Below are 25,682 nucleotides of genomic sequence, written 5' to 3' on the forward strand. Positions count from 1 at the left end.
CATTAAATCCCAATATTCAGAGAAATCATATACTTCCTTGAGTTCGGATAACTAAACCCGCCGAAATTCTCCGGGTCTAGTCCCGTGTAACTGGAGATCGTGAACACATCCCGAATATTCAAATTCACCCGCAACGAGGTCAATAAAACCTTATGGCATATTTTAGACGGCACTTGATATCCCAATGAAATACTCGTGCATTTCAAGAAATCCCCGCGTTCCAGTTTCAAATCATACCACTCGCTGTAAAGTGAAGAGAATGTTCCTTCAGAAGAATACCCCGGGACATCAGTTATATCCCCCGGCTTACGCCAACGGGATGCTTCTTTTTTCAATACATTTTGTTTAGCGGCAGAAACCGAACCACCCACGGATGTCGCGTAATAAGCAGCAGTAATCTTATGCCCTGCCATAAACGAGAATGTCGAACTCAACGTGAACCTCTTCCACGATAAATTGGTCTGGAATCCTCCCGCTATAGACGGATAGCTATCCCCCAACTCTTCCTTGATATTCTCTTTATCCGTATTATACAAATCATCCATATCCAAAACCCATTTACCATCCTCCCGTTGGAAACCGATAGGTTCCTCCCGCTTGCTATTGTCCACGTAGGCCAAAGTATGACCGGTCCGAGGATCCACTCCGGCAAAACGATAACCGAACCAAGCACTCGTGGAGCTTCCCTCAATAGGAGTAGTTCTATCAAATCCCTTCGGCACCTCCGAGATATCCTTGTAATAAGTGTCGATGACCTTACTTTTGTTTATTCCCATATTGAAACCAACCGACCACATGAGTTCCTTTACCCGAATAATCTGTGAATTCATGGAAAACTCCCAACCGTAATTTCTCACCGACGAACTATTATACTTTATGCTACTCACCCCTACCGAAATAGGAAGTTCCTTCGTATCCAACAAATTGCGAGTCACGTTATTATAATAATTAATCGTCGCCCGAATCCGGTTACTCAGTAACGCAATATCCATCCCAAGACTCCGGTCTTCCTTTTTCTGCCACTTCACAGACGGATTCTTCGGTTGAATATAGGTCGGAATATCATACCCGAAATATTTGGCCGTAGAACTAAAAGTCATCACACCAAAAGGTAAAGCATTCTTATCTATACTTCCGGTATACCCGTAAGAAAATCGAAAGGCCAGTTCATTTATCCATGACCGTTTTTTCATGAATTCCTCCGAATGCATATTATACTTGAAGCTAGCGTTCCATAACGGGGAAAAACGATTAGCGGTACCGATAATATTCGCACCGTCCATACGGGCACTTCCCGAAACGACATATTTATCCAAATAGCTATACGAACCCGAAACAAAAAATGAAACGCTACGACTCTTTGATTCCGACACCCCATCCAATAAATTCATAACCATTGAATTAACACTAAGCACTCCGTCCAATTCCGGTACCCCTATCAATCCTTTCTCCGGATCGTATTCCGGATACTTCACGTAATTACTATTGGACTTGTACTCGGAAACTTCATGACCGAAGTAAAGACTCACAAAATGTTTTTCCCCGAAACCATCTTTAAATTCAATGTTATTGCGCCACGTCCAACCTTGCGACCGGGAATTACTTTCTGCCAACCCGCCATTATTCAATTCATCGGGCAATTCCGTATAAACACGTGCAATCCAATTATTTACTTTAGAGGAATAAGAACCCGGCTCCCAAATAGTACGAGTTTCGTGAGAATTATTAAACACACTTCCCCTTGTCGTAAATTTCAGATTTTTCATAATCTGAAAATTCAATTCCAATGAAATATTATTATCCGTTGATTTTTGGGTAGATGTATTTCGTTTCATCTCATCCAGAATATTGAAATCATACTTGTAACCGTCTTTCAACGAACTCAACTCGGAAGTATAGGAACGATCGTATTCTAAATTTCCCTCGTCATCATAAGGTCGTTCATAAGGATTAGCGTAAGTAGCATAACGCAAGGGGGACACGGACATTTCGGAATCCTTGTCATTCCGTACGGCAGAAGACATATCGAAATTTACACCAAGAAACGGGTTGAATTGATAGCTCAATCGCAAAACCCCACTCCAATTCGAGTAAACATTCGAGGGTACAACCCCTTCTGTTCTACGGTAACTCAAAGAAGCGTAGTATTGACTCTTTTCCGAACCTCCGGAAAGAGCAACAGCATGATTTTGTGAAAAAGCGGTCCGAAAAATCTCATCGTACCAATTCGTGTTGATTTTACTTAACCGCTCGATTTCAGCCTCCGCTTCCTCCCGGGAAATCTTACCGATATCCGCGTTCCTCAATAACGTGATCACCCGTCCCCCGGAAGTGAAATTAGGAAAATCCTCGTATACACTACGTTCAAAAGCTATTTTCTCCTCCGAATTCATGAGATCCAATTTATTCTTGGGGGCTTCATCCATTGAAAAATTAGATGTAATTCGGATAGAACCACTCCCTTCCTGTCCTCTTTTCCGTTTGATCACAATCACCCCGTTGGCAGCTTGAGAGCCATAAATCGCCGTTGCCGCCGCATCCTTCAACACGGTTATGCTCTCGATATCTTCCGGCTCTATATCATTCAGACTCCCGTAGAACGGGGTTCCGTCCACGATCCACATCGGCTGCATCGAGCCGTATAAAGAATTTAATCCCCGGATACGTATTTCGGGCAGAACTCCGGGTTTACCGGAAATATTCCGTGTAGAAACCCCTGCCATCGCACCCCGAAGCACATCTCCCACGGATGCATACCCCTTATTTTCGATTTCTCTCGCGGTGATAACATCCACGGCTCCCGTCATTCTTTTCCTCTCTATCGTCTGGTATCCCGTTGTAACCGTCACCTCCTCCAACGCAGTGGCATCCTCGTGCATCACGAGTTCTTTCTTCTCCTTCGACCATTCACACTCGACAGCCTGCATTCCTATAAAGGAAAACTTCAGTACAGGAGTCACATTTTTAGGAGCCAATAATTTAAATGTACCGTTTACATCTGTCGTAACCCCGATAGTCGTACCCTTCAGAACAATCGATACTCCCGGCAAAGGTTCCCCGTTCTCGTCTTTCACCACCCCCTTCAACTCGACATAGACGACCGTTTCCTGATTCCCCTTCTCGTCCACCTTGCGAATCAACACGTACCGTCCTTGAATCGTGTACGAGTACTTCTTTGCCAGAATGACATCCAGCATCTCTTTTAGCGTACGATTTTGCAGGGACACGGACATTCGTTCACTCACGTCGACGACATCCGTCTTGTACACAAACTCAACATTCTGTTGCTGGCAAATCTTCTCGAAAATCTGCCCCAACGTCGCATTTTCCATCTCCAGCGTGTAACGCTTTTCTTGAGCATAAGCCTCATTCGCGTGAAAAACCGAGATAGAAAGCAAAATCAACAGGAACACACCATGTAGTTGTCCCCGGATTTTAATTTTCCGTTTTTTCTCCATACATTTGTTATTATTATTAATAATGCTCATAACAGAAGATGCGGCAAACATTACTGCTGTTATGAAATTATTTTCCGGAACAGGGAAGTTTAGTCTTCCCTGTTCTTGTTATTTTTAATCACTATCTTCTCTCCTTTAATATCAAATTTTACTTTAGTAATAGATTCTATCATCTTTAAAAAATACTCAAGCGGATTATATTTTTCCGCGGCCCCGCTAAAACGAAAGTCTCTCAACGCTTCGTCTTCAAATTCTACTTGAAAATTATACCAACGGTTCAATTTCTTCATGATATCCTCCAGCCTCATATCACGGAACTTAAACTCCCCGTCCACCCACGAGGTATAAATCCTCGGGTCACACGTTTCTGTTGTCACCCGTGACGTTTCCCTGTCAAATGACAATATATGTCCCGGGGTTAAATCATAATTCCACGCGGAATCATTACCGATAACAGAAATACTCCCTTCAACCAGAGTCGTCATCACGCGTGATTCATCCGAGTACGACGTCACGTTAAAAGCCGTTCCCGTCACTCTAACCGCGTAATCATGTACCCGGACGTAAAAAGGTTTCTTCGAGTCATATGCCACTTGAAAATAAGCCTCTCCCTTCAAAAAAATCTCTCGTTTTTCCCCGTTGAATCGTGTCGGGAAAATTAACTCCGACCCGGAGTTTACCCGTACCATTGTCCCGTCGGCCAGAATCAACTGGTACTCCCCGCCACACGGCACCTTTAGCGTGTTAAAACCCGTTTCTCGTTGATTTTCCCGTATATTCCGGTAAGATAACTCCCCTTCCTTATTATTCAGCACGACGGAACTATCAGCCTCTACCATGCACATTTGTTTGTCCAGCAAGACCTCTTGCCCGTTATTCAATATCAATGATGCCCGGGGACCTCCCGGTTTTATACCCGATGTTAAGGTCACTTGTTGCTTTTCGAACCGGCTATTCAGTCCCCATACAAACGTCCCTAAAGAAAATAGAATAACCGCGGCAGCCACGTAACGCACGATAAACAACTTCTGCCGACGTTCTCGTTGCCCCCTCCATTTCACAAATTCGTCCCACGTGTAACGTTGCTCTATTTCTTTTTTCTTAGCCATCTTCTCCAAGTAAAACCCGGGCTCTTTCAATTCTTTAAAGATTCTTTCATTCCTTGAAGATTGATTCATCCATTCTTCCACCCCCTCATCCGTACGCTCTTCTGAAGAAGCCAAAACCTGCTTTCCGATTTTTCGAGCCAGCCGAATCCATGTTTGTACCTTCGATTTCATTCCTATTATCTTGTGTTTTCATATATAAAACACTTCTCAAGAAAATAAGAATGACAGTAACAATTATTTTTTTTGAAAAAATATCAGATAAACAAGAAAAACAACAGAGCTCGCAAATGTCCTAAATTTCGGCGAAGTATTATGTAGCTTCTTGCTTTATGGGTTTTTACCGTGTTGATAGACACACTCAATTCATTGGCTATCTCTTCGTTAGAATAACCTTCTAATGACCGTAACAGAATATCCCGACTTGTTTCCGAAAGATTATTTATCTCTTTAAGGACAATACTCGCAACTTCCTCCTTTAGCACATTTTCCATGAAATAATCCTCGGACTCCCAATCTTCCGGCAAAGATTCAAAATATTTCTCCCGAATACTTTTGTGCCGCAACTGATTTAAACAACCATGATGAATACTCTTGTACAAATAAGCTTTTAAGGCAACCTCATCGTTAAAACTGTTCTCCTGCTTCCAGTAATTAATAAATGCCTCCTGAACAATATCTTTACATACATCTTCGTCCGCAATATATTTTAAAGCAAATTGCAGATATAAAGAAAAATATTCTTCGAAAAGTTCCTTTTCCTTAAACGTTTTACGTGAATATAATGACGCCTCCTTCATGAAGGCAAAAATAGTAACAATACTTCAAATAAAAAAGCCTCATGACTTTATCGTCACAAGGCTTTGTTCCATTTTGTTGCCCCACTAGGATTCGAACCCAGACAGACAGAACCAGAATCTGTAGTGCTACCATTACACAATAGGGCAATTGTTTTATTGCGGTGCAAAGATAGTAGTTTTTTGGGATTTCAAAAAACTACTATCTATTTTTTCATTTCACTTCAATATTTTTTGATACTCGTCGTCATTAGCCAACACTTCCAACGCCTTGGCGATATGTTTGTCTTTACGGATATGATATTCCAGCACTCCTTCCTGCATATAATAACGCTCCATAAGTTGATCGGCCAATATATCGGAAATCTCATTCTTAAACGAATCCAGATCCCGATCTATAGAATGCCCGAGGTCATTTCTCAACGCTTCAATCTGACCGGATATCTGATCGTAATATTTCTCATCCCGTGCGGTCTTTACCAGTTTATCCAACATGGCTTGAGTGGCTGTTTCATACTCGAATTTCTTCGTTTTCAAGTATTCCTTGAACTCGTTGAACAATTCATCGGTCAATTCAAATTCCGAGGGAGCAGGCAATGTAGGATGTTTTGCCGCGTATTCGTTCACGAAATCAAACACCATATCCTGCATCACCAATTCCTGTGAAACCCGGGCGTATTTCTCCGGCTCGATCTTGATATCCGGCGTGATACCCCCACCGTCATACACGGTGCGTCCGGCTTTTGTCTTAAACGGTTTTATCAAAGAATCGGGAATCACGCCCACGCTTCCGTCCGGGTTACGATGCGCGTAATCCACCGCTTGAATACAACGTCCGCTAGGGATGTAATATTTTGCCGTGGTGACTTTCAATTTCGTGTTGTACACGAGGTCACGAGTGGTCTGAACCAAGCCTTTCCCGAAAGAACGCTCTCCCAGAACGACAGCCCGGTCATAATCCTGCAAAGAGCCGGATAATATCTCGGCAGCCGAAGCTGAAGCCCGGTCTATCAACACGGCAAGCTTCATGTCGGGCAATAACGGGTTCTTGCTCGTGGTATATTCTTTATCCCACTGCTTCATCTTGCCCTTGGTGCTCACGATCAGAGAACCTCTCGGCAAAAAGAAATTGGCGATCTCTACCGCTTGATCAAGCAATCCGCCCCCGTTACCCCGGAGATCAAGTACCAAAGACTGTGCCCCTTTATTTTTCAACTCCATGATCGCTTTCCGTACATCATCGGCAGCCTTATCCGTGAAACTGGTGAAATAGATATACCCGGTCTGATCATTCAACATCCCGTAGTAAGGCACACTCGGCATTTGCACGATTTCGCGCAACACCCTCTTTTCCATGGGTTTGTCTTCACCCACCCGCTGAACTTTCAAAACGACCTCTTTACCCGGTTGCCCTTTCAAGCGGGAACTCACGTATTCAACGGTTTTTCCTTTCATGTTTTCCCCGTCGATGGATAAAATCAAATCACCCGGTAGCAAGCCTGCCTTATGGGAAGGTGAATTCCGATAAGGTTCACGGATAACCACGTAATCTCCTTTTATCCCGATAATAGAACCGATTCCGGCATATTCTCCGGTAGTCATCATCTTAAATTCATCTATTCTGGACTCCGGGTAAAACTCGGTATAAGGGTCTAATTTCTTCAACATAGCGTCAATACCGTCCTTCACCATTTTCTCCGGCTGAACATCATCCACGTAAAAAAGATTCACATCCCTGAAAAGCGTGGCAAAAATATCCAATCCCTTGCTAATCTGGAATCTTTTGTTATCCTCCTTCAATCCCAACATCCCGAAAGCCAATAACAACACTCCCGAGATGATAATAATAACGCGTGTATTTTTTCTCATAACCTTATTTTAATATCAAAATCTAGCGAAATTAGTATATATCCGACAAAATAGCAAATTTTAAGGCACCGGATCGTAACCGGAACCACCCCAAGGGTGACAGGAACATATCCGTTTTATTGCCAGATACAATCCTTTTATTGGTCCGTGCTTGCGTAACGCCTCCACTGCATATTGCGAACAAGTCGGGGTATAACGACAGCTCGGGGGCGTCCATGGTGAGATACAAAGCTGATAGAACTTAATCGGAATCAGCAATATTCCTACCATTATCTTTTTCAATATAGACCAGAATTTTTTTAATAGCACCGGTGATTGCTTTTTCTATTTTATGAAATTCAAAGATATCATCCTGCAAATATATAAACAAGATGTCGATTGTTTTACCTTCCGGGATAGCGGAATACAATGTTTGTTTGTTCAATCTATACCCCTCACGCACCAAACGTTTTACCCGATTACGTTTTACCGCCCGTTTGAAACGTTTCTTCGAAACACTGATTGCCACGCGTGCCGGGGCATCTTTCTCATCCCTCGCGTAGAAACGGTATACAACGCGCAAAGGATAACTCACGAAACTTTGTCCCGAGGCTAACAATGCCTCGAAACCTGCCTTGTGACACAAGCGTTCCTCTTTGCTAAACGTGTATTTGATCGTTTCTTCCATGTGATAAGGGGTGTAAAACACCCCGGTTTATAAGGTTCATAAAGTTTATAAAGTCGGTGGATATGATTATGAAATAATAGACGTGATTTGACCTTATGACCTTACGGACGTTATGGACCTTATAGACGAGAGGGTATGTTTGACACACCCTCCTATTTTGATTTATTTTCTTTGTTGTAAGCCTTAATAAACTGTTCCAAAGCCATCGTCATCGAGGGAGCTTTCTCCGTCGGGGCTTTTATATCCAGCCTTAACCCGGATTCAGTGGCAGCCTCGGCTGTCGCCTCTCCAAAGGCCGCGATAATCGTTTGACCCTGTTCAAAATCAGGATAATTCTGGAATAAAGACTTGATTCCGGCAGGCGTGTAGAAAGCGATAATATCAAACTCCTTCAAGTCCGGGATATCATTTGCCACTTCATTAGCTACCGTCCTGTAAAACACGACTTTCGTGTATTTCAGCTTTAACTCGTCCATTAAAGCGGGAATATTCTCCTTGTGAACATCAGAAACCGGAACAAGGAAATTCTCGGTTTTATGCTTTAACAAGATTTTCGTCATATCCTCCACTTTCTTATCCCCGTAGAAAATCTTCCGTTTACGGTACACGATATACTTCTGCAAATAAAACGCTATCGCCTCTGAAATACAGAAATATTTCATTGTATCGGGAACAGTTACCCGCATTTCCGTACAAATTCTGAAGAAGTGGTCAATAGCAGTACGACTCGTGAAAACGATTCCGGTAAAATCCAATATATTAATTCTTTCTTGTCGGAATTCCTTTGCTGTTACGCCTTCAACCTTTATAAATGACTTGAATTCTAATTTCAAACCGAGTTCTTCAGCCAGATCAAAATACGGAGACTTGTCAGTTGTCGGCTTGGGCTGCGAAACTAATATCTTCTTAATTTTCAAGACTTTCTGTTTTTAAATTTAACCAAACTTTCTCGATTACACCAACAGCTTGTATAACACAAGCATCGGCACAATTTCGAGCCCACAAAGGTACAAAATCATATACAAAATTGAAACTTTGTAACCATATAATATTTTAATCAATCTTATAAATCTAAAAATCAAGAGGATGACAAACAAGGCGAATATCACGTGAAACAGGGTTGTTACAGCAGAAGATTTCACGAAAAACAAAGCCAAGACCAAAGGTGAAACAGACAATCCCAACACGATACCGCTAACTCGCAAATTCAGTATAATATCCGAAGCACAATGCCGACTGTTAAACGTCCAGCCCAGAAGACGCACCGTTCCCAGCAACACGATATAATACCCGAATATGATCAGAAAATAAAACAACGCATTCGAAAAAACGAAAGGCTCACTCGTCATAAAAGCAATCAACATTGCCAAAGACGAGAAAGACAGGCAAATAGATAAAAGTACAAAGGAATAATTCTGACGGGTACCCTCTGATATCAACGCCACATCCCTTTTCCTGCTGAAGAAATAGAAATATACCGCCAACAAAAATCCTCGTCCCTGTAAACGAAGTAAAGCGACAAGAACAAGAAAAACTACCATGTATGTTAAAATCCCAGTGGTAAGATGAAAATCCCATCCTTCCAGCGGGGTTGCATCCACCAACCCGATGTAATTCGTCAAGGTATCCATCGGTGGTGCCGGCATCCGGGAAACCGATTCTTCCAATAAAAAAGCCGGAAACACGCTCGAATCCCGCACCACACTATCCGCGACTTGTTCTAACATATTCAACCATCATTTAGTGTGCCTCGTACCAACTTTTCCCGTACCCGGTGCCCACGGTCAAGGGAACCGCCAGACTCACCACGTGCTCCATGCAATCTATAACCAATTGCTTCAACTCCTCGATCTCCTCGTGGTGGCATTTAAAATTCAACTCGTCATGTACCTGCAATATCATCTTGGAACGCAACCCCCGCTCTTTGATTTTCTGATGAATACAAATCATAGCTTTCTTGATAATATCAGCCGCGGACCCCTGTATCGGGGCATTCACGGCATTCCTCTCCGCTACTCCGCGTACCACGGCATTTCTGGAATTAATATCCCTCAAGTAACGGCGACGCCCCATGATCGTTTCCACGTACCCTTGCTTGCGGGCTTTTTCCACGGATTCCTCCATGTAACGTTTCACCCCCGGGTACAAATTAAAATACCCGTCAATCAATTCTTTTCCCTCTTTTCGGGAGATTTTCAACCGTTCTGCCAATCCCCATGCCGAGATACCGTAAATAATCCCGAAGTTCGCCGTTTTAGCCCTCCGTCTCATCTCGGGAGTCACCTCGTTCAAGGGTACATGATATATTTTAGACGCCGTTTCCGCGTGAATATCCTCCCCGTTCAGGAAAGCATCAATCAACCCGGGAGCCCCGCTCAAGTGAGCCATTAACCTTAATTCAACCTGCGAATAATCGGCAGAGAAAAAGCCATAATCGGGATCACCCGTGATGAACGCTTTCCGGATATTCCGTCCCTCTTCCGTCCGGATCGGGATATTCTGCAAATTCGGGTTCAAGCTGCTCAATCGTCCCGTGGCAGCCTCTGCCTGATTAAAATGCGTGTGGATTTTTCCGGTTCCCGGGTCTATGTATGTAGGCAGAGCCTCGGCATAAGTCGTCAGTAACTTTTTCAATCCCCTGTAATTCAAAATATGCCCCACGATAGGATGAGCCTCTTCCAATTTCGAGAGCACTTGCTCGGAAGTACTGTACTGCCCCGTTTTTGTCTTTTTATTCCCGGGGTCTATATTCATCCGGTCAAACAATACCTCCCCGAGTTGTTTGGGTGAACTGATATTAAATTCCTCCCCCGCTATCTCGTATATAATCTTTTCAGACTCCGCGATTTTCTCTTTCAATTCTTCCGACAATTCTTTTAATGCACCTTTGTCGATAGACACACCCTCGTACTCCATATCCGCCAACACCCCGACAAGCGGCATCTCCAACTCTTCAAACAATTTGTAGAGCCCGACATCCTTCAAAGCCTCCTCCAACTTACTCTTCAAGCGGAAAAGAATATCCGTTCTCTCCGCGTAATCCTTGTCTTTTTTGCTTCCTTCTTCCGGGAATAAAGACAATTGCGGGTTCTCGGTATTATCACCTTTAATCAAACGATAATTCAATAACTCCAAAGCCACCCGCTCCAACTCGTGCGAACTGTCCGGCTGCAACACGTAATGCGCTATCTTGATATCGAAAATCCGGTTCTTCACCTCGATCCCTACCCTTCTCAACCAAATAATATCGTCTTTCACGTCATTGGAAATCAAAATCTTCCCTTCATCTTCAAAAACCGGGGAGAGCGACCGTATCACCCATTCCGCCTCCGCTTTCCCGGACGGAAGCCGGAAATAACAGGCACTATTCGATGCCGTGGAAAAACACAGGTAATCCGGGTAAGAATTATAAATTGTCCCGTCCCCGAAGATCGCGTTCAACACAAATTCCGGGGCTTCTTTCAATGTCTGCAATAACTCTTCCCGTTCCTCTTTCGTCGTCAATTCCCGGTATTCCACCTCCTCGGGATGTATCGTATCGACTAATTTCTCCTCATGCTCTATCGCGAAAACTCGCTTCGCCAGAGAGAATAATTCCAATTCATTGAAAATCGGTTTTAAAACATCGTCTTTTATCTCGCCCAAGAATAAATCTGCAACATTCACGTCTGTCGGCACTTCCGTGTTGATCGTCACCAGTTCTTTCGACAGAAACACGGTATTTTGACAACACAACAGACTCTCTTTCTGTTTTCCTTTCAATTCCTCGATATGCCGGTACACCCCCTCGATACTCCCGTATTTATAAATCAAGGTCGCCGCGCTCTTCGGTCCTATACCGGCACATCCCGGCACGTTATCGGCAGTATCTCCCATCAAACCAAGGATATCTATCACCTGTTCCACCCGCTCTATCCCGAAATGGTCAAGCACCTCCGGGATACCCCACACTTCCGATTTATTCCCCGATCTTCCCGGTTTATACATGAAAACTTTCTCGCTCACCAACTGCGCATAATCCTTATCCGGCGTGATCATATACACTTGAAAACCCTCCTTTTCCCCTCGTTTTGCCAAAGTTCCCACCACGTCATCCGCCTCGAATCCGTCCACGGTGACACAAGCTATCCCCAACCCCTCGATAATTTTTTTGATATAAGGAATAGACTTTTTCAGGTCCTCCGGCATGGGCGGACGCTGTGCCTTATACTGCGGGAACATCTCGTGACGGAATGTCGGTCCCTCCGGATCAAAAACAACAGCCAGATGTGTCGGCTTCTCCAACTCCAGAATTTCCAGCAAAAAATTAAAAAAACCGAAAGTAGCCGATGTATTTATTCCCGTGGTAGTAATCCGGGGATTGTTTATAAACGCGTAATACGAACGGTAAATCAGTGCAAAAGCATCCAGCAAGTATAATTTTTTCTCCTCGTTAGTCATCATCTTTCCTTTTCAAATTATTTCTTACAAAGTTAGCCTTTTTCTTTTACACGGATAGCTACTTTGAAAAAAAGACATCAAAATTACGCGTTTCGCGTAACGCGAAACGCGTAATATCAAAGTCTACAGCCCTCCCTACAAACGCACACTCCATGATAGTTCCGACTGTCGTGGAGTCTTTCATCCAAAATCCATGACAATCGTGTCAAAATATTTTTTGCTGTTATCCTCCCTTTCTCGAGATGAGGTTTCGGTATATTCAGTTATTTTACTATAACAAATAATGAATATACCATGTACTTTTATATTATCAAATTTTATTCAATTTCAATTAAAATACTATTATTTTACCTTTGAAATAGGAGTTGAATAGGAGATGAATGGGAGATGAATAGGAGTTGATATAAATCAAGTATAAAGTAGATACCTTATATTTATATATTATTTAACTTATCTTATCCTAAATTCAAGAGAAAAAAGGAGGTAATTTTTCCTTCAATTCTATTTTGATGTGGTTGCCATGTCTAAAATCCGAAATCACGTTCCTCTTTTAAAAGAAAAGAATATCTTTGAACTCGCAAACAAAGAAAGAAAAGATTAAATGACCTATCAATTGGATATACAACCTTGTCCGGAATGGAATTTGTTCACGCGATTACAGCGTCCGCTAGTCATTGCCGGACCTTGTAGTGCGGAAAGTGAAGAACAACTTTTTGAAACAGCAACCCTATTGAAAAACAACGGGATAGAAGTCCTGCGTGCCGGCATATGGAAACCGCGTACCCGCCCGAATTGTTTCGAGGGAATCGGAATGAAAGGATTACCTTGGTTACAGCATATCCAAAAAACTTTAGGGTTGAAGATATCCACCGAAGTTGCCAACGCCCACCATGTCGAGGCCGCTTTGAAACACGACATAGATATGCTTTGGATAGGGGCACGCTCGACCGCTAATCCATTTGCCGTTCAAGAGATTGCCGAAGCTCTTCGAGGTGTGGATATTCCCGTTTTCGTCAAAAATCCCGTCAACCCGGATATAGAACTTTGGATTGGGGCTTTTGAACGCCTTTATTTGCGCGGGATCAAAAAAATGGGAGCCATACACCGCGGCTTTTCTTCCTACAATAGCGCTCGCTATCGCAATACACCACAGTGGCAAATCCCTATCGAGTTAAAGCGACGCGTTAAACAATTGCCCCTCTTTTGTGATCCCAGTCACATCGGCGGGCACCGGGAATACATTCAAGAGATATCTCAAAAAGCCATGGATCTCGGTTTCGATGGTCTGATCGTGGAATCGCACGTTCATCCGGATTGCGCACTAAGTGATGCAGCACAACAAATTACCCCGGTGCAATTAAAGGAAATTCTAGAGCATCTGGTTATCCGGGAAGCACACCCGAACAACTCTGCCAATCATTTAATCATCGAGGAACTCCGGGAAAAAATAGATACCCTTGACTCTTCCATCATGGAAGCCCTCACGAATCGCATGAAAATTATCGAGGAAATCGGTCTTTACAAAAAGGAAAACAACATCACCATTCTCCAACCCGACCGCTGGGAAAGCATTCTCTCCCGCGTCACGGAAGAAGCACGTGAAAATAATCTCCCCGTGGAACTCGTGGAACGGGTGTTCAAAGCCATTCACCAAGCTTCTATCGACCGACAAACGGATATCATGAATAAAAAAGAGCTAGGTGCCTAAACACCTAACTCTCGTTCACATAACAAATTGATCAGAAGAAGCCTTTCTGAGATTATCTGAATTTTTCAAAGTATGGTTCAAGTCTTTTTTTCATGCTCTCGGAAGAAGCGAAATACCCGTTAATCCTCGTTTCCAAAGCCAATACCTTCGCGTTATCCACTTTCTCCCCACTCACGTTAACGAAATCCAAGGCAGACAAAATCACCCACAAATCGAAGTTCCATTTCGTGTTTTCCTGCTTATTCAAGCCGGAGTCCATACAAGAAATAATGCGCTTTGAATCTTGAGCGGCACAAGCCTCCAATAATTTCAATTTATTCTGCAATCTCTTGTCCGGAGTCCAACTGCAAGAAGCCCATTCTTTAGAAATTTGACTGAATAATTTCTTCATGCCATTCTCATCCTTTACCGTTTTCTTTTGAATGGCCTCATTTATAGTCTTATTGTAATTTTCTGCCAAATATTTGTCCAATTTTTCCAATCCCACACTCTCTTTCAATTTGGAGAAGTTGTTCAAAATAAAATTAAAATCGGCAGAGCCATAGGACGTCCCTTCTATCAAAAACCAATAGTCGGCTTTCAACTTGTCGCTATCGACAACTTGCTTTTTCAATTCTTCCAGAATCTTGTTCGCTTTTGCCTGTTCCCCGGCACAAATAAGTACCCAATAGTAAGTCAATAACTGATCTTTCGTGATCGCACCCTTGTCGTACTGCTTATTCAAGTAATCAAAAGAGGTTTCTTCGTTCAAACCTCTTTCTACCCAAGCGATAAAAGATTTCAACGAGCCTGCCCCGCCGATCTTGTGTTGAATACTACCGTCGGGACGGAATATAAAAAATGTCGGGAAACTCTTCACGCTAAATTGTTTTGCCAATTCAATCCCTTCCCCTTTTTCCATATCATATTTCACGCTCACGAACCGGGGATTAAAAAAATCTCCCGCTTCCTTCGTCACAAAAACCGTGTTCAACATTCTCTTGCATGGAGCACACCACGAGGTGTAGCAATCCATAAACACGAGTTTATTCTCCGCTTTTGCCTTAGCCAACGCTTCTTTAAACGTTAGTTCCTCAAACTTAACCCCTTCTTGGGCATTTGCCGTGATGCCCAACGACATCACGACAAATAACAACATTATGATCCTTTTCATATTATACTAGATTTTTATACCTTCTGTCATTTGCATCAACATAAATAACATGGCTTGATAGTGCTGCTTGGAAGCCTGATCCGGGGCATCCATCGCTCTGCTCATTAATAAGGTTCTCAATTTCAAACCGATTCCACAACAGTTGGCTACAGTTTCATCGATAAGAGAGGTGTTCACCGGACGTTGCCAACCGTAGCCGTATCCTAAACCGAAGCTGTTCAGTATTTCACAATCTTCCTCATCGTAAGCGGATTCTTGTTCCGATTCCACTACCATCATTTCATCCAACCCGTACAATTTCATTTCGTCTAAGGAAGGAGTTCCCGCCTCACTCGTGATCCCTCCTAAAAGTCCTGCCAGACCGGGTGACGGTTTCAACAATTGTTTCATGAAGGCCAACATGCCATTTTGCATAATCTTATCGGCTTGAGTCACTTCCCGGTTAGAAATTGCACTCTCCCATACCCCGTTGTACAAATCATCGAAATAGGCTTGCAACGTGTACGGGTTTTTAGAGATATGCGATGACAACACGACATTCCGGCTCGCATTGAACAACGCCATAACTGCCATATTTTGAAGGCGTGCAGAAGTTGCCACATCCAAGCCGAATTTTTCCGTCACCTCTTTGTTATCCAACCAATCGCAATCATTCAATTGCTTCAATACCCATTTCAAAGAAGCCTGTTGTTTCTCGCGGCTAACCGGCTCTACCCGTTTCCCGGAAGTTCCGTCTTTCACGTCCGTCAAATAAATGCCACCGACATTATAAACCACATTCATCAAGTAACGGGCATACTGGTTGGCAATATTCTGGTACAACGCTCTCCGGTGAGTAGCCTCCGGGTCATCCTTGATCCATTCGTTCAAATGGTTCATAATATATTTCAGATTCTTAATCCCGTATTCACCCGCTTTCATCGGATCGTCACCCAAATCTTCCTCCAATGCCGAAGGATCGATGCGTAAAGCCACCTGTTGTTTGCGGAAACGGTAAATCGGATCCCCGACTTTCTCGTCTACCCAACCTTCCAGTATTTTAAATTCTTCCTTCGAATTTTTTGCCCCGGGGAAATAGGTGTACAACCATTTGATGGCAAATTCGTCGTACGGGCCTAAATCCGGCGGAGTCAATTTCACCCCTTTGTCCCCGGGCTGAGCCACGTAATTAAACCGGGCGTAATCCATGATAGAAGGCGTAGTTCCATATTTTCGAGTGAAACTTGCCGAGCGCAAAGAATCCACCGGGTAAGTACTGGAAGCACCCATGTTGTGCATCAATCCCAGCGTGTGTCCGATTTCGTGAGCCACCACGTAAGTAATTGACTCGTCCATCACGTCCTTCGGCATCTTTTTAGCCCGCACGCGAGGATCCACTTGTGCCGTTTGAACAAAACGCCAATGATTAATCAACTTAACTATATCGTTGTAAATAATCACCGAAGCGGTCATAATTTCACCCGTCACCGGATCAACCCAAGAGGGTCCCATGGCATTCTGCGTGTTCGAGGGAATATACCGTATGCAAGAATATTTCAAGTTGTCGGGATCAAAATTCGGGTCATTTTTCGGGAAATCATGTACTTGCATTACATTTTTAAAGCCAATTTTCTCGAAGGCCTGATTCCAGCGCAAAACGGCTTTCTTGATCGGTTCTTTCCACGACTCGGGAAAAGCATCGTCAACGTACCACACGATCGGTTTCACGGGTTCTACCAATTTACCTTTTTTGTAAGCCTCCGGGTCCTTGGGTTCTAATCTCCAACGATTCACGAGAGAATAATTGAGTAATTGGTCCTCGGCTTCCGTGATACAATGTTTTCCTGTTTGGAAAATACCTAACCTGAAATCCGGGTATCTCGGACGCATTCTCTTTTCCGGTAACAATAACAACGAGCGGGTAGCTTTTACCGACAACGGAGCATTACTTACCAAAGTGGAACGCCCTCTCTTTACCGTCACGTTATAAGCATACCACGTGGAGACCATAACGTTATCCTCGAATGCTTTTATCTCATCCAATTTTGTTCCCTCCTTTAAAGGCGACGCGCTAATCGTAATTTGTCCCCCGCCTTCATTTACCGGCGATAAATCCGACTCGTTGCCCGTGAACAAGGAAGTCACGTTGATCACCACGGCGGAACGGTCTTTATTGAATGCCTCCACCTTGTAGGCTTTCAGCATCGGGTCTATAAAATTCCTTTGCTTCAACAATTCCCCGCGCTCCTTATCTACCTGTAAATCCAACGCCGCGTTGACACTGCGCATGTACACGGTTGTATCTTTTTCAAAGGTAAATTTAATATGCCGGGGTGTGTTGGTCTTGAAACCGTTCGTGCAGAACATCGGGTTACTGGATTCCGATGCCGTGGACCCTAACAACATCTCGCGCCCCATGTATTTCAACGGAATCTCCATGTACAATTTATCGTCCACTTTATGCAAGGTCATGAAACCTCCCTTCGTGGCAACATGCCCCTTGGTTTTGAACAATTTATCATACTTGCTTACCGGCTTTGCCTTAGGCTTGTCCGGCGTTTTTTTTGTCGATACCGCTTCAACCTTGCCCTTTTTTTTCTCCTTCTCATTTTTCGATTGTCCGGCACCCGACGTCACTTCACAAAAAGAGAACAAAAGCAAAGACACCAATAAAAATACAATACTCTTTTTCATACATACAATATTTAAACATTACAAATATCTATCTGGCTTTCCGGAAGTTCCAAATCGCCCAACCATTAAACACGACAATAAAAACGCACAAAGCGCCAATCTGGGGTAATACATGCCTTAACTCGCTGCCGTAGGCGAAAAACAGACGCATGACCTCGATGTAATAGCGCAACGGGTTAATATCCGCTATCACCCTAGCCCATCCCGGCATACTGTCAATCGGCGTCCACATCCCGCACAACAAACAGATAATCAACAAAAAGAAGAAACAAAGCAACATTGCCTGCTGTTGATTCCGACAAGCCGTGGAGATCAACACGCCAAACCCGACCATCGACACGAGAAAAAGGAACGAAACCAAGTAAATGCTCCAGTAACTACTCTGGGGCACAATCCCGTACAACGCCCACACGATAATCAATCCAAGCGTAAGAATCGCCATCCCGATTACCCACGAGGGAATAATCTTCGAGAAGATAAAGGCACTCCGTTTCACCGGGCTCACGTTCATCTGCTCTATGGTGCCGTTCTCCTTTTCCGTCACGATATTCAATGCCGACAACACCGCCCCGATGATACACACCAGAATAGCTAAAAGTGAAGGTATCTGGTATAGACTGGACTCCCCGTCCGGATTATAACGGTGATTCACGACCATATTGATCTGTTCGAATCCCGGTTCCGTCGGTTTCTCGATAAGCGGAATATTCACATCCGCACCTCCCGCGTCAATCATCAATCCGGGTACCGTGATTTCTTCTCCTTTCTCCCATTCATTCATCTTTGCCGTCACGCGGGCTTCCGGGGATTGGTTCGCTCGCGGCATTTCAACCCCTTCCTGCAAACGGGTTTCCGCTTCCGCCCGTGCCAGCATCATTTGTCGCGCTTGTGCCAATCGAGCCTGTGACGCGACTTCCGCTTTAGCCCGTTTCGTCATTTCGGCTTGCGCTTCCGCTTCCACCCGAGCCATGATCTCTTCCTGTGACTCCATCCGAAAACCCGGCTGAAAACCGAACCCGTCCACGTACTCCCATATATACCGCTCCAGTATCTGCAAAAAATAAAATGAAGAAAGCCCTGCCGTCACGCCGTTCACGGCATCTATTTCCAGCATAATCGGGGCTTTTGTACGCTCCATGACATTTTTCTCGAAACCTTTCGGTATCTCCAGTATTCCTGAGGTCTTATTCTTCTCCAGCACTTTCAATCCCTCCTCGTAGGTGTCCGCATAAGCCCCTATCCGAAATTGGTTCGAACTCGTCAACTTCCGCAAAAAATTGGCAGAGGTACTCGTGCGATCATGATCCACCACGCTCAAAGAGATCGTGGATGTCCTTACCTTCGCTGCCGGGGGAAGAATAAACAACAGTATCGACGTGATCAGAAACAGAATCAGCAATATCGTTTTATCCCTGAATATCTGGATAAACTCCTTCTGTAACAAAAATCCCAGCATCCTCATGACAACCGATTTTTAAAACATTTGATACTAATAACAATCAAAACCACCGTGATCGCCACCAACCCGAACAATTCCGGGTAAACGGCATCCATCCCCAATCCTTTGATCATAATATTTCTCGCTGCCGAGATAAACAAGGTCACCGGCATCATGTGCACTATCGCTTTCATCCCCAAAGACAATGAATCCAACGGGAAGATAAACCCGGATAACGTGATAGCCGGAAGCATCAATCCCGCGATAGAAATGATAATGGCACTCCGCTGTGTCTTTGTCAACACCGACACCATAATCCCCAATGCCAACGAAGACAGGGTAAAAATAGTCCCGACAAAAAACAGTAAGAAGATATTTCCCGTTATCGGGACTTTCAATATAGTGACCGAAATCAACAGGATCACCACGATGTTAATCATCCCGACCAACAAGTACGGTACCAGCTTTGCCAGAATAATCACGGGCGGGCGCACCGGCGACACCAGCAACACCTCCATCGTACCCGATTCTTTCTCCTTCACGATAGCGAGAGAAGCCATCATCGAGCATACCAGCATCAACACGATTCCGATCACTCCCGGCACGAAATGAAAAGCACTGTCCAACCGGGGATTGTACCGCATCTTTACTTCCGGAATAATCTGTATCGGCAATTCCCTTCCGGCATTGATTTTCTGTTGATAGCTCAATAATGTTGCCAATATATAGGATTCCAACGTGGATGCATTGATCTGTAAACTCGCGTCCATAATTACCTGCATATTTCCCACTCCCGTCCGCTTGATCTCTTTCTCGAAACCGGGCATAAAGACGAACACTTGGGATAAGCGTCCCCCCTTGAACAGTTCATCCACCTCATCCATTGAACGCACATGTTCTACCACTTTAAACGTGGAACTCGCGTCAATCTCCGCCACGATCTGCCTGCTCATCGCGTCATTCGACATATCCAGCACAGCCGTGGGCATTTCTGTCAAACTGCTATTCAACGCGAAACCGAAAATCAATAACTGCGAGATCGGCAAAACCACCAATACCAATAGAGTCTTCCGATCCCGAAGAATATGATAAAACTCCTTCCGCGTGAAAGCGAAAAACTGATCTATAAATGTCTTTATCTTCATCTCATCCGTCCTTTCTTTGAGCCCTCCGTGCCAACAAATAAAAAACCTCCTGCATCCCCGGAACACCATGTTGTTGCTTCAACACAGCAGGAGTACCCAATGCCTCGATACGCCCGTCCACCATGATCGACACCCGGTCACAATACTCCGCCTCGTCCATGTAGTGGGTGGTAACAAACACGGTAATCCCGTCCGCTGCCGCCTGATAGATTAATTCCCAGAACATCCGGCGCACGGCGGGGTCCACCCCACCGGTGGGTTCGTCCAAAAACACGATCTGGGGCTCGTGGAATGCCGCCACCGAAAACGCCAGACGTTGCTTTACCCCTTGCGGCAACAAACGTACCGGCGTGTTCCGTTCCTTCAAAAGACCGAGATTCCCCAGCACCTTATCCATTTTATCCCGAATCTCCGAACGTTGCATCCCGTAAATTCCCCCGTACAAGCGTATATTCTCCCGCACCGTCAAACTCTCGTATAACGAGAATTTCTGGCTCATGTAACCGATTCTGCTCTTTATCTTTTCCGACTCCCGGGCAATATCGAATCCCACCACCCGTCCCGTCCCGAAAGTCGGTTTGCTCAACCCGCATAACATCCGCATGGCAGTGGTCTTGCCCGCGCCGTTCGCCCCGAGGAACCCGAATATCTCTCCACGCTCTACGTGAAAACTGATATGGTCCACCGCTGTGAAACTCCCGAATTTCTTCGCCAGCCGCTCTACTTCAATAACCCGTTCCATCGCTAGTATCATTTGTTAACATCATGAAATAATCTTCTATACCCGCCTCGATCTCGTTCCATTCCACCCCGGTATGCCCCGCGCCTCTCAAGGAAGCCGCGAACCGTTCCACGGGATAATCGTTCTCCTTGAACGTGGTGTGAAGCGAATCCCCGAACGTGAAACAGGAATAAACCCCCGGTTCTTCCCGGATGTCCCGCAATAAGCGGTACATATCCCGTGCCCGGAAGGCGACCAGCTTTTTATCGTGTTTCCGGCTCAACCGATCCGGCGTATCCACCGCCAACATACCCCCGTGGAAAATCAAACCGATACGGTCACACAACCGGGCTTCATCCATGTAAGGCGTCGATACCAGTACAGATATCCCGTCCCCGCTCAACCGCTTCAACACGTCCCAGAATTCTTTCCGGGATATCGGGTCGACTCCCGTCGTCGGCTCGTCCAAAAACAACACCTTCGGTTTATGGATCAAGGCACAGCATAGCCCCAATTTTTGCTTCATCCCTCCGGACAAAGCTCCCGCTTTCCGGTTCTTAAAAGGAGCGAGTTGCTCGTATATATCTTTTATCTGGTCATAATTTGCCTGTAACGTCGTGTCGAACACGCTGGCAAAAAAACGCAGGTTCTCCTCCACCGACAGGTCTTGGTACAGAGAAAACTTTCCCGGCATATATCCCACGATATTCCGCACCTCCCGGTACTGGTCGATCACGTCGAATCCCCCCACGGAAGCCCGCCCCCCGGTAGGCAAAAGAAGCGTCGTCAATATCCGGAACAGCGTACTCTTGCCTGCCCCGTCAGGTCCGATCAAGCCGAACACTTCTCCCTTCTTCACCTCCAGTGAAATCTCCTTCAGGGCGACGATCTCTTTCAATACCTGCCGGTACTTCATACTGATATTCTCCGCTACAATCATAATTTATTTATAGCGTGTTAAACTTCACGTCGGCATACATCCCTACCCGCAGGAAACCGTCGTTCTCTACATGGATTTTCACGGCGTATACCAGATTATCCCGTTCATCCTGTGTCTGTACCGTTTTGGGAACAAACTCGGCTTCCGAGGCTATCCAAGATATTTTCCCCCGGTATTCCCGTTCTTCTCCGCCACCCAATTTGGCAAATACCCGTACCGGATCGCCGACTTTTAATCCGCCTATACGCCCGCCTTCCAAGTAAACCTGAAGCGTCATGTTTTTCAAATCCCCGATTTTATACAGAGCCTTTACCGGGGCTGCCAATTCTTTCTCTTCCGTGTACTTCGCCAATACAGTCCCCTCGATAGGGTTTACAATCATGCAACGCCGGATCTGATCGTTTACTTGATCTACTTTCAGGGCTATTGCCGCACTTTCCGCCTTTGCCCCTGCTATCATCACCTCCGCCTGATGTGTTTGTCCCGCCAAAGCCGAACGCCCCTCGTCCACCATCGCTTTCACGTCATCATACTGTTTCCGTGTAGCCGCCTTGCCTTCCAGCAAACGCTCCACCCTTTTCAACTCTTTCTCCCCTTTCTCCACCTTCAAACGATACACCTCCAATACCTTATCCAAATTCGGGATTCGTTCGTCCACCGCCTTCACCGCCTGTTGTGCCTGTACCTTCAACCAATGCAACTGCATCGTATCTATCAAACCGACCACCTTGCCCGCCTCTATGTAATCCCCTTCCATTACCTCCAATCGCTCCACTCTTCCACTCATTTCCGACGACACGATTACCTCTCTCGTTTCAAACATTCCCGATGCATCCCGCTCTTCCATTTTATCTTTGCAACCAACTCCCAGACAAGCCAAAATTACTAAACCCAATATCGTATTCTTCATCTCCAAAAACATTTAATTCTCTAATCGTAAATCCTTTAATAAAATTTGAAATCATAAATCTCAAATCCAAAATCATAAATCGTTATGAACTTTATAAACCTAACGTTATTTTCTTTGAATAGACCATCATCTTCAGCTCTACCTCCCGCAGTACCTTTTCCTGCTGTGCTATCAACGCCTGATTCACATCCGTGATCAACTCCGAGATCGTGTACACCCCATTCGCATACTTCACCTCGGATGCCTGCCGGATACTCTCTCGCAAGCGCACAGCCTCTTCGTCACTTTTTACCAACTCCTGCAATTTTCTGATTTCCGCATCCTGCATCAATACTTCCATCTTCGTGTTGAAAATAAAACTCTCTTGTTGGTTTCTCACGCTCTCTTGTTGTACCTTAATCAATTTCCGGTCATTCCCTCGTGTATTCAACTTTCCGAAATTCCAACTTACCATCACCCCGCCGATAAAATAAGGCTTAAAATCACTGTCAAACGTGTTCAATCCCGATTTACCGTATCCCCCCATCGCAAACAAACCGATTTTAGGCATGTTCTCGGCATTCTGCATCTTCAAATCGGCATTCAGCCGCTTGATCTTGCTATCCAGATATCTCAACTCCGGACGCTTCACCTCGCCATTTCCAAAACGACTCTCCACTACTGGAACTTGTAGTTTGGTTTCTTTCGACAAAGGTCGGTGAATCAAAGTCGATAACACGTTCAGACAAGCCTCCCGCTTGGCTTCCAGTTCAACCCGCAACTGTTTGTATTTTATACGCTCCACGTCTATCACATCCAAATCCGTCTCGTAAATCACCCCTTCTTTCAAAGCCACCTCGGCTCGTACCCGCAGGCTATCCAAAATCTCGTCCGCCCGATTCAACTGTTTCTCCCTCCCCTCTATCGTCAATAAACCGAAATACAACTGTTTCACCTTATCCTTGATCTCGTATAACTGGGCATCCAATCCAGCATGCATCATATCGACCTCCCGGTTTGCCATCTCTTTTCCCGCCTTCATCCTTCCCCCTGCCCACAACGCCTGCTTTAACGACAGCGACACATTATAACGATCCCGGTCACTCACGGGAATCGTCATTTGGGGAATCGACACCGGTACGTTCATCGTCGGCAAGTTAAGATTCTGCCCTTGAGCAACCTCGTTCAAATCCACGCTGATATTCACCTTATCCGGCATCTTCAAATCCAACTCCATCTTCTCCGACTGCCACGACGCCACTCCCGACAAACTAAACTCCGGCATATACACCCTCGAAATATTCGATAGCGTGTATTCCCGTGCCTGATCCAACAACCCATGTTGCCGTATCGCCGGGTAATTATCCATCGCCCACTGCTGACACTCCTCGATCGTGATCACCCGCTCCGGTTGACCACCCCTAGCCACTTCCTGCCCCCGAAGCGAAGCACTTAACATTATAATACACACAAAAGAAAACGCTCTCTTTCTCATAAACTCCAATTGTTAGCTGAACACATACTTATCTAAATTTTAAATTAAAACGAACACCTCCATAAAACAGGGTACACGCTTCCCAAAATTTATCGCAAAAAAAAGACGCCCGGAACTCTGCCCGGACGCCTCTCTCACTAAATGAACTGATCTGTCTTATTGCTCTTTGATAAATTGTGTCAAACCGCTTTTCTTCAATAAATTCAATAATGCCTCGTATCGTTTAATAATCATCGAGTATTCGCCATGCTCTGCCCGGATTTCAGTATCTGTCTTCGTGTAAATCATCTCCATAAAATCCATAAGGTCTTGCAATGTACTCGGGAAAGTAACACCATATTGGTCTACTTTAGCATATCGCAAAACACCGTATCTCCTCGGGTTTGTCCTTAACTCGCTAAGATAATCAGGAACCACCAAATCCTTGTACTGTGTATTATACTGTGCTCCTAACTCAAAAAGATCCTTCTTATCCCACTTTTCATAAAAATCCGGTGTTTCTTTCGGGATATTAAAATAAGCCTGCAACTCCTCCTTGTACGTCACTTCAAAGAAATACTTCAACTCGTACATGGCCAATCGCCAACCATACCCCTTTTTCTCCTCCTCGGTCATCTGCTCCACGGGAATAAAGTTTTTCACTTTCCCCCTCGACATTGTGAACCGGGAACTCAATGCCAGCACACCCAAATCCCGATACAAAGAATCCGCTACCTTACCCTTCATCAAGGTATCCAACACCAAGAATGCGTGCGGCCCGTATTTCCCTTTAAAATTAGACCCGTACTCCTTGTTCATGTAAGGTTCTATCACATAATCCCGCAGCAATTCCACCATCATCTGAATCTTACTCTCGTCCCGCTGAATCGTAAACACGATTGAACCAAGGGAACCCGTAAAGCTATACCCGGGCTTAAATATTTCATAATGCGTGTAAGAATTACCCCCGTGGTCGTAACGGGTGCTCCACCCGATCGTGTCCGAGTAGAAAATGGGGAAACCCGTGTTCGCATACACGTCATATATCAACTGATCCAGTTCCCCCGCATTCGGATCGTACTCAATCTTATACCAATTCTCATCCAAGTGCGATGCAGAACCCGCCTCGTTATCGCCGCAGGAATATCCTAATACTCCTAACAGCAATCCACAAACTAACGTTTTTATCTTCATCATAACTTTC

Annotated in this window: 17 protein-coding genes, 1 tRNA gene and 1 pseudogene; 1 reads left to right on the forward strand and 18 read right to left on the reverse strand. The window is 44.8% G+C overall.

Annotated features, from left to right (window positions below; genetic code table 11):
• Positions 1–2: 2 nt before the first annotated feature.
• The 10 genes from H8S64_RS03095 to polA all read right to left on the reverse strand — a co-directional run bounded on the left by H8S64_RS03095 (position 3) and on the right by polA (position 12,340).
• A complete protein-coding gene (locus H8S64_RS03095) occupies positions 3–3,458 on the reverse strand; it encodes a SusC/RagA family TonB-linked outer membrane protein (protein WP_186974893.1) in 3,456 nt (1,151 codons plus the stop codon).
• Positions 3,459–3,547: 89 nt separating this feature from the next.
• Positions 3,548–4,738, reverse strand: coding sequence for a FecR family protein (locus tag H8S64_RS03100; RefSeq protein ID WP_186974894.1), 1,191 nt, complete (start codon positions 4,736–4,738; stop codon positions 3,548–3,550).
• 83 nt (positions 4,739–4,821) lie between these two features.
• Positions 4,822–5,364, reverse strand: a complete 543-nt coding sequence (locus H8S64_RS03105; protein ID WP_186974895.1) for a sigma-70 family RNA polymerase sigma factor — start codon at positions 5,362–5,364, stop codon at positions 4,822–4,824.
• A 76-nt stretch (positions 5,365–5,440) separates the two neighbouring features.
• A tRNA-Gln gene (locus tag H8S64_RS03110) sits at positions 5,441–5,511 on the reverse strand.
• A gap of 69 nt (positions 5,512–5,580) precedes the next feature.
• The gene (locus H8S64_RS03115) at positions 5,581–7,230 is read right to left on the reverse strand and encodes a S41 family peptidase (RefSeq protein ID WP_186974896.1); all 1,650 of its coding nucleotides are present in this window, start codon (positions 7,228–7,230) and stop codon (positions 5,581–5,583) included.
• Positions 7,231–7,290: 60 nt separating this feature from the next.
• Positions 7,291–7,500 carry a membrane protein insertion efficiency factor YidD gene (yidD, locus tag H8S64_RS03120; protein ID WP_369861146.1) on the reverse strand — a complete coding sequence of 70 codons (210 nt, stop codon included), beginning with the start codon at positions 7,498–7,500 and terminating at the stop codon, positions 7,291–7,293.
• Positions 7,472–7,897, reverse strand: a complete 426-nt coding sequence (gene rnpA / locus H8S64_RS03125; protein ID WP_186974897.1) for a ribonuclease P protein component — start codon at positions 7,895–7,897, stop codon at positions 7,472–7,474. Before rnpA ends, yidD begins: the two co-directional genes overlap by 29 nt.
• A gap of 152 nt (positions 7,898–8,049) precedes the next feature.
• Positions 8,050–8,814 (reverse strand): uroporphyrinogen-III synthase, encoded by a 765-nt coding sequence (locus tag H8S64_RS03130; protein ID WP_186974898.1) that lies wholly within the window; start codon positions 8,812–8,814, stop codon positions 8,050–8,052.
• A gap of 36 nt (positions 8,815–8,850) precedes the next feature.
• Entirely contained in the window at positions 8,851–9,624 is a 774-nt protein-coding gene (locus H8S64_RS03135) for a DUF4271 domain-containing protein (RefSeq protein ID WP_186974899.1), read from the reverse strand.
• Between the two features lie 13 nt (positions 9,625–9,637).
• Positions 9,638–12,340, reverse strand: coding sequence for a DNA polymerase I (gene polA, locus H8S64_RS03140; protein ID WP_436231457.1), 2,703 nt, complete (start codon positions 12,338–12,340; stop codon positions 9,638–9,640).
• Positions 12,341–12,938: 598 nt separating this feature from the next.
• Between polA and H8S64_RS03145 the strand changes: the two genes are divergently transcribed.
• Positions 12,939–14,045 (forward strand): bifunctional 3-deoxy-7-phosphoheptulonate synthase/chorismate mutase type II, encoded by a 1,107-nt coding sequence (locus tag H8S64_RS03145; RefSeq protein ID WP_186974900.1) that lies wholly within the window; start codon positions 12,939–12,941, stop codon positions 14,043–14,045.
• Positions 14,046–14,097: 52 nt separating this feature from the next.
• On the opposite strand, the gene H8S64_RS03150 is transcribed toward H8S64_RS03145, so the two are convergent.
• The 8 genes and pseudogenes from H8S64_RS03150 to H8S64_RS03190 all read right to left on the reverse strand — a co-directional run bounded on the left by H8S64_RS03150 (position 14,098) and on the right by H8S64_RS03190 (position 25,675).
• Positions 14,098–15,198: a thioredoxin family protein gene (locus H8S64_RS03150; protein ID WP_186974901.1), complete on the reverse strand. Its 1,101-nt coding sequence runs from the start codon at positions 15,196–15,198 to the stop codon at positions 14,098–14,100.
• 6 nt (positions 15,199–15,204) lie between these two features.
• Positions 15,205–17,871: a zinc-dependent metalloprotease gene (locus H8S64_RS03155; RefSeq protein ID WP_186974902.1), complete on the reverse strand. Its 2,667-nt coding sequence runs from the start codon at positions 17,869–17,871 to the stop codon at positions 15,205–15,207.
• 28 nt (positions 17,872–17,899) lie between these two features.
• On the reverse strand, positions 17,900–19,333 hold the full coding sequence (locus tag H8S64_RS03160; RefSeq protein ID WP_186974903.1) for an ABC transporter permease: 1,434 nt from the start codon (positions 19,331–19,333) through the stop codon (positions 17,900–17,902).
• The gene (locus H8S64_RS03165; protein WP_099291359.1) at positions 19,330–20,454 is read right to left on the reverse strand and encodes an ABC transporter permease; all 1,125 of its coding nucleotides are present in this window, start codon (positions 20,452–20,454) and stop codon (positions 19,330–19,332) included. The genes H8S64_RS03160 and H8S64_RS03165 overlap by 4 nt, the downstream gene beginning before the upstream one ends.
• Before the next feature lies 1 nt (position 20,455).
• Positions 20,456–22,115 (reverse strand): annotated as a pseudogene (locus H8S64_RS22885) (ATP-binding cassette domain-containing protein).
• Between the two features lie 7 nt (positions 22,116–22,122).
• The gene (locus tag H8S64_RS03180; RefSeq protein WP_186974906.1) at positions 22,123–23,025 is read right to left on the reverse strand and encodes an HlyD family secretion protein; all 903 of its coding nucleotides are present in this window, start codon (positions 23,023–23,025) and stop codon (positions 22,123–22,125) included.
• 91 nt (positions 23,026–23,116) lie between these two features.
• Positions 23,117–24,499, reverse strand: coding sequence for a TolC family protein (locus H8S64_RS03185; RefSeq protein WP_255469402.1), 1,383 nt, complete (start codon positions 24,497–24,499; stop codon positions 23,117–23,119).
• Positions 24,500–24,655: 156 nt separating this feature from the next.
• Complete coding sequence (locus H8S64_RS03190) at positions 24,656–25,675, reverse strand: hypothetical protein (protein WP_186974907.1); 1,020 nt, start codon at positions 25,673–25,675, stop codon at positions 24,656–24,658.
• Positions 25,676–25,682: the final 7 nt, after the last annotated feature.

It is taken from the genome of Butyricimonas hominis (assembly GCF_014287455.1).
GTDB classification, from domain to species: Bacteria; Bacteroidota; Bacteroidia; order Bacteroidales; family Marinifilaceae; genus Butyricimonas; species Butyricimonas muris.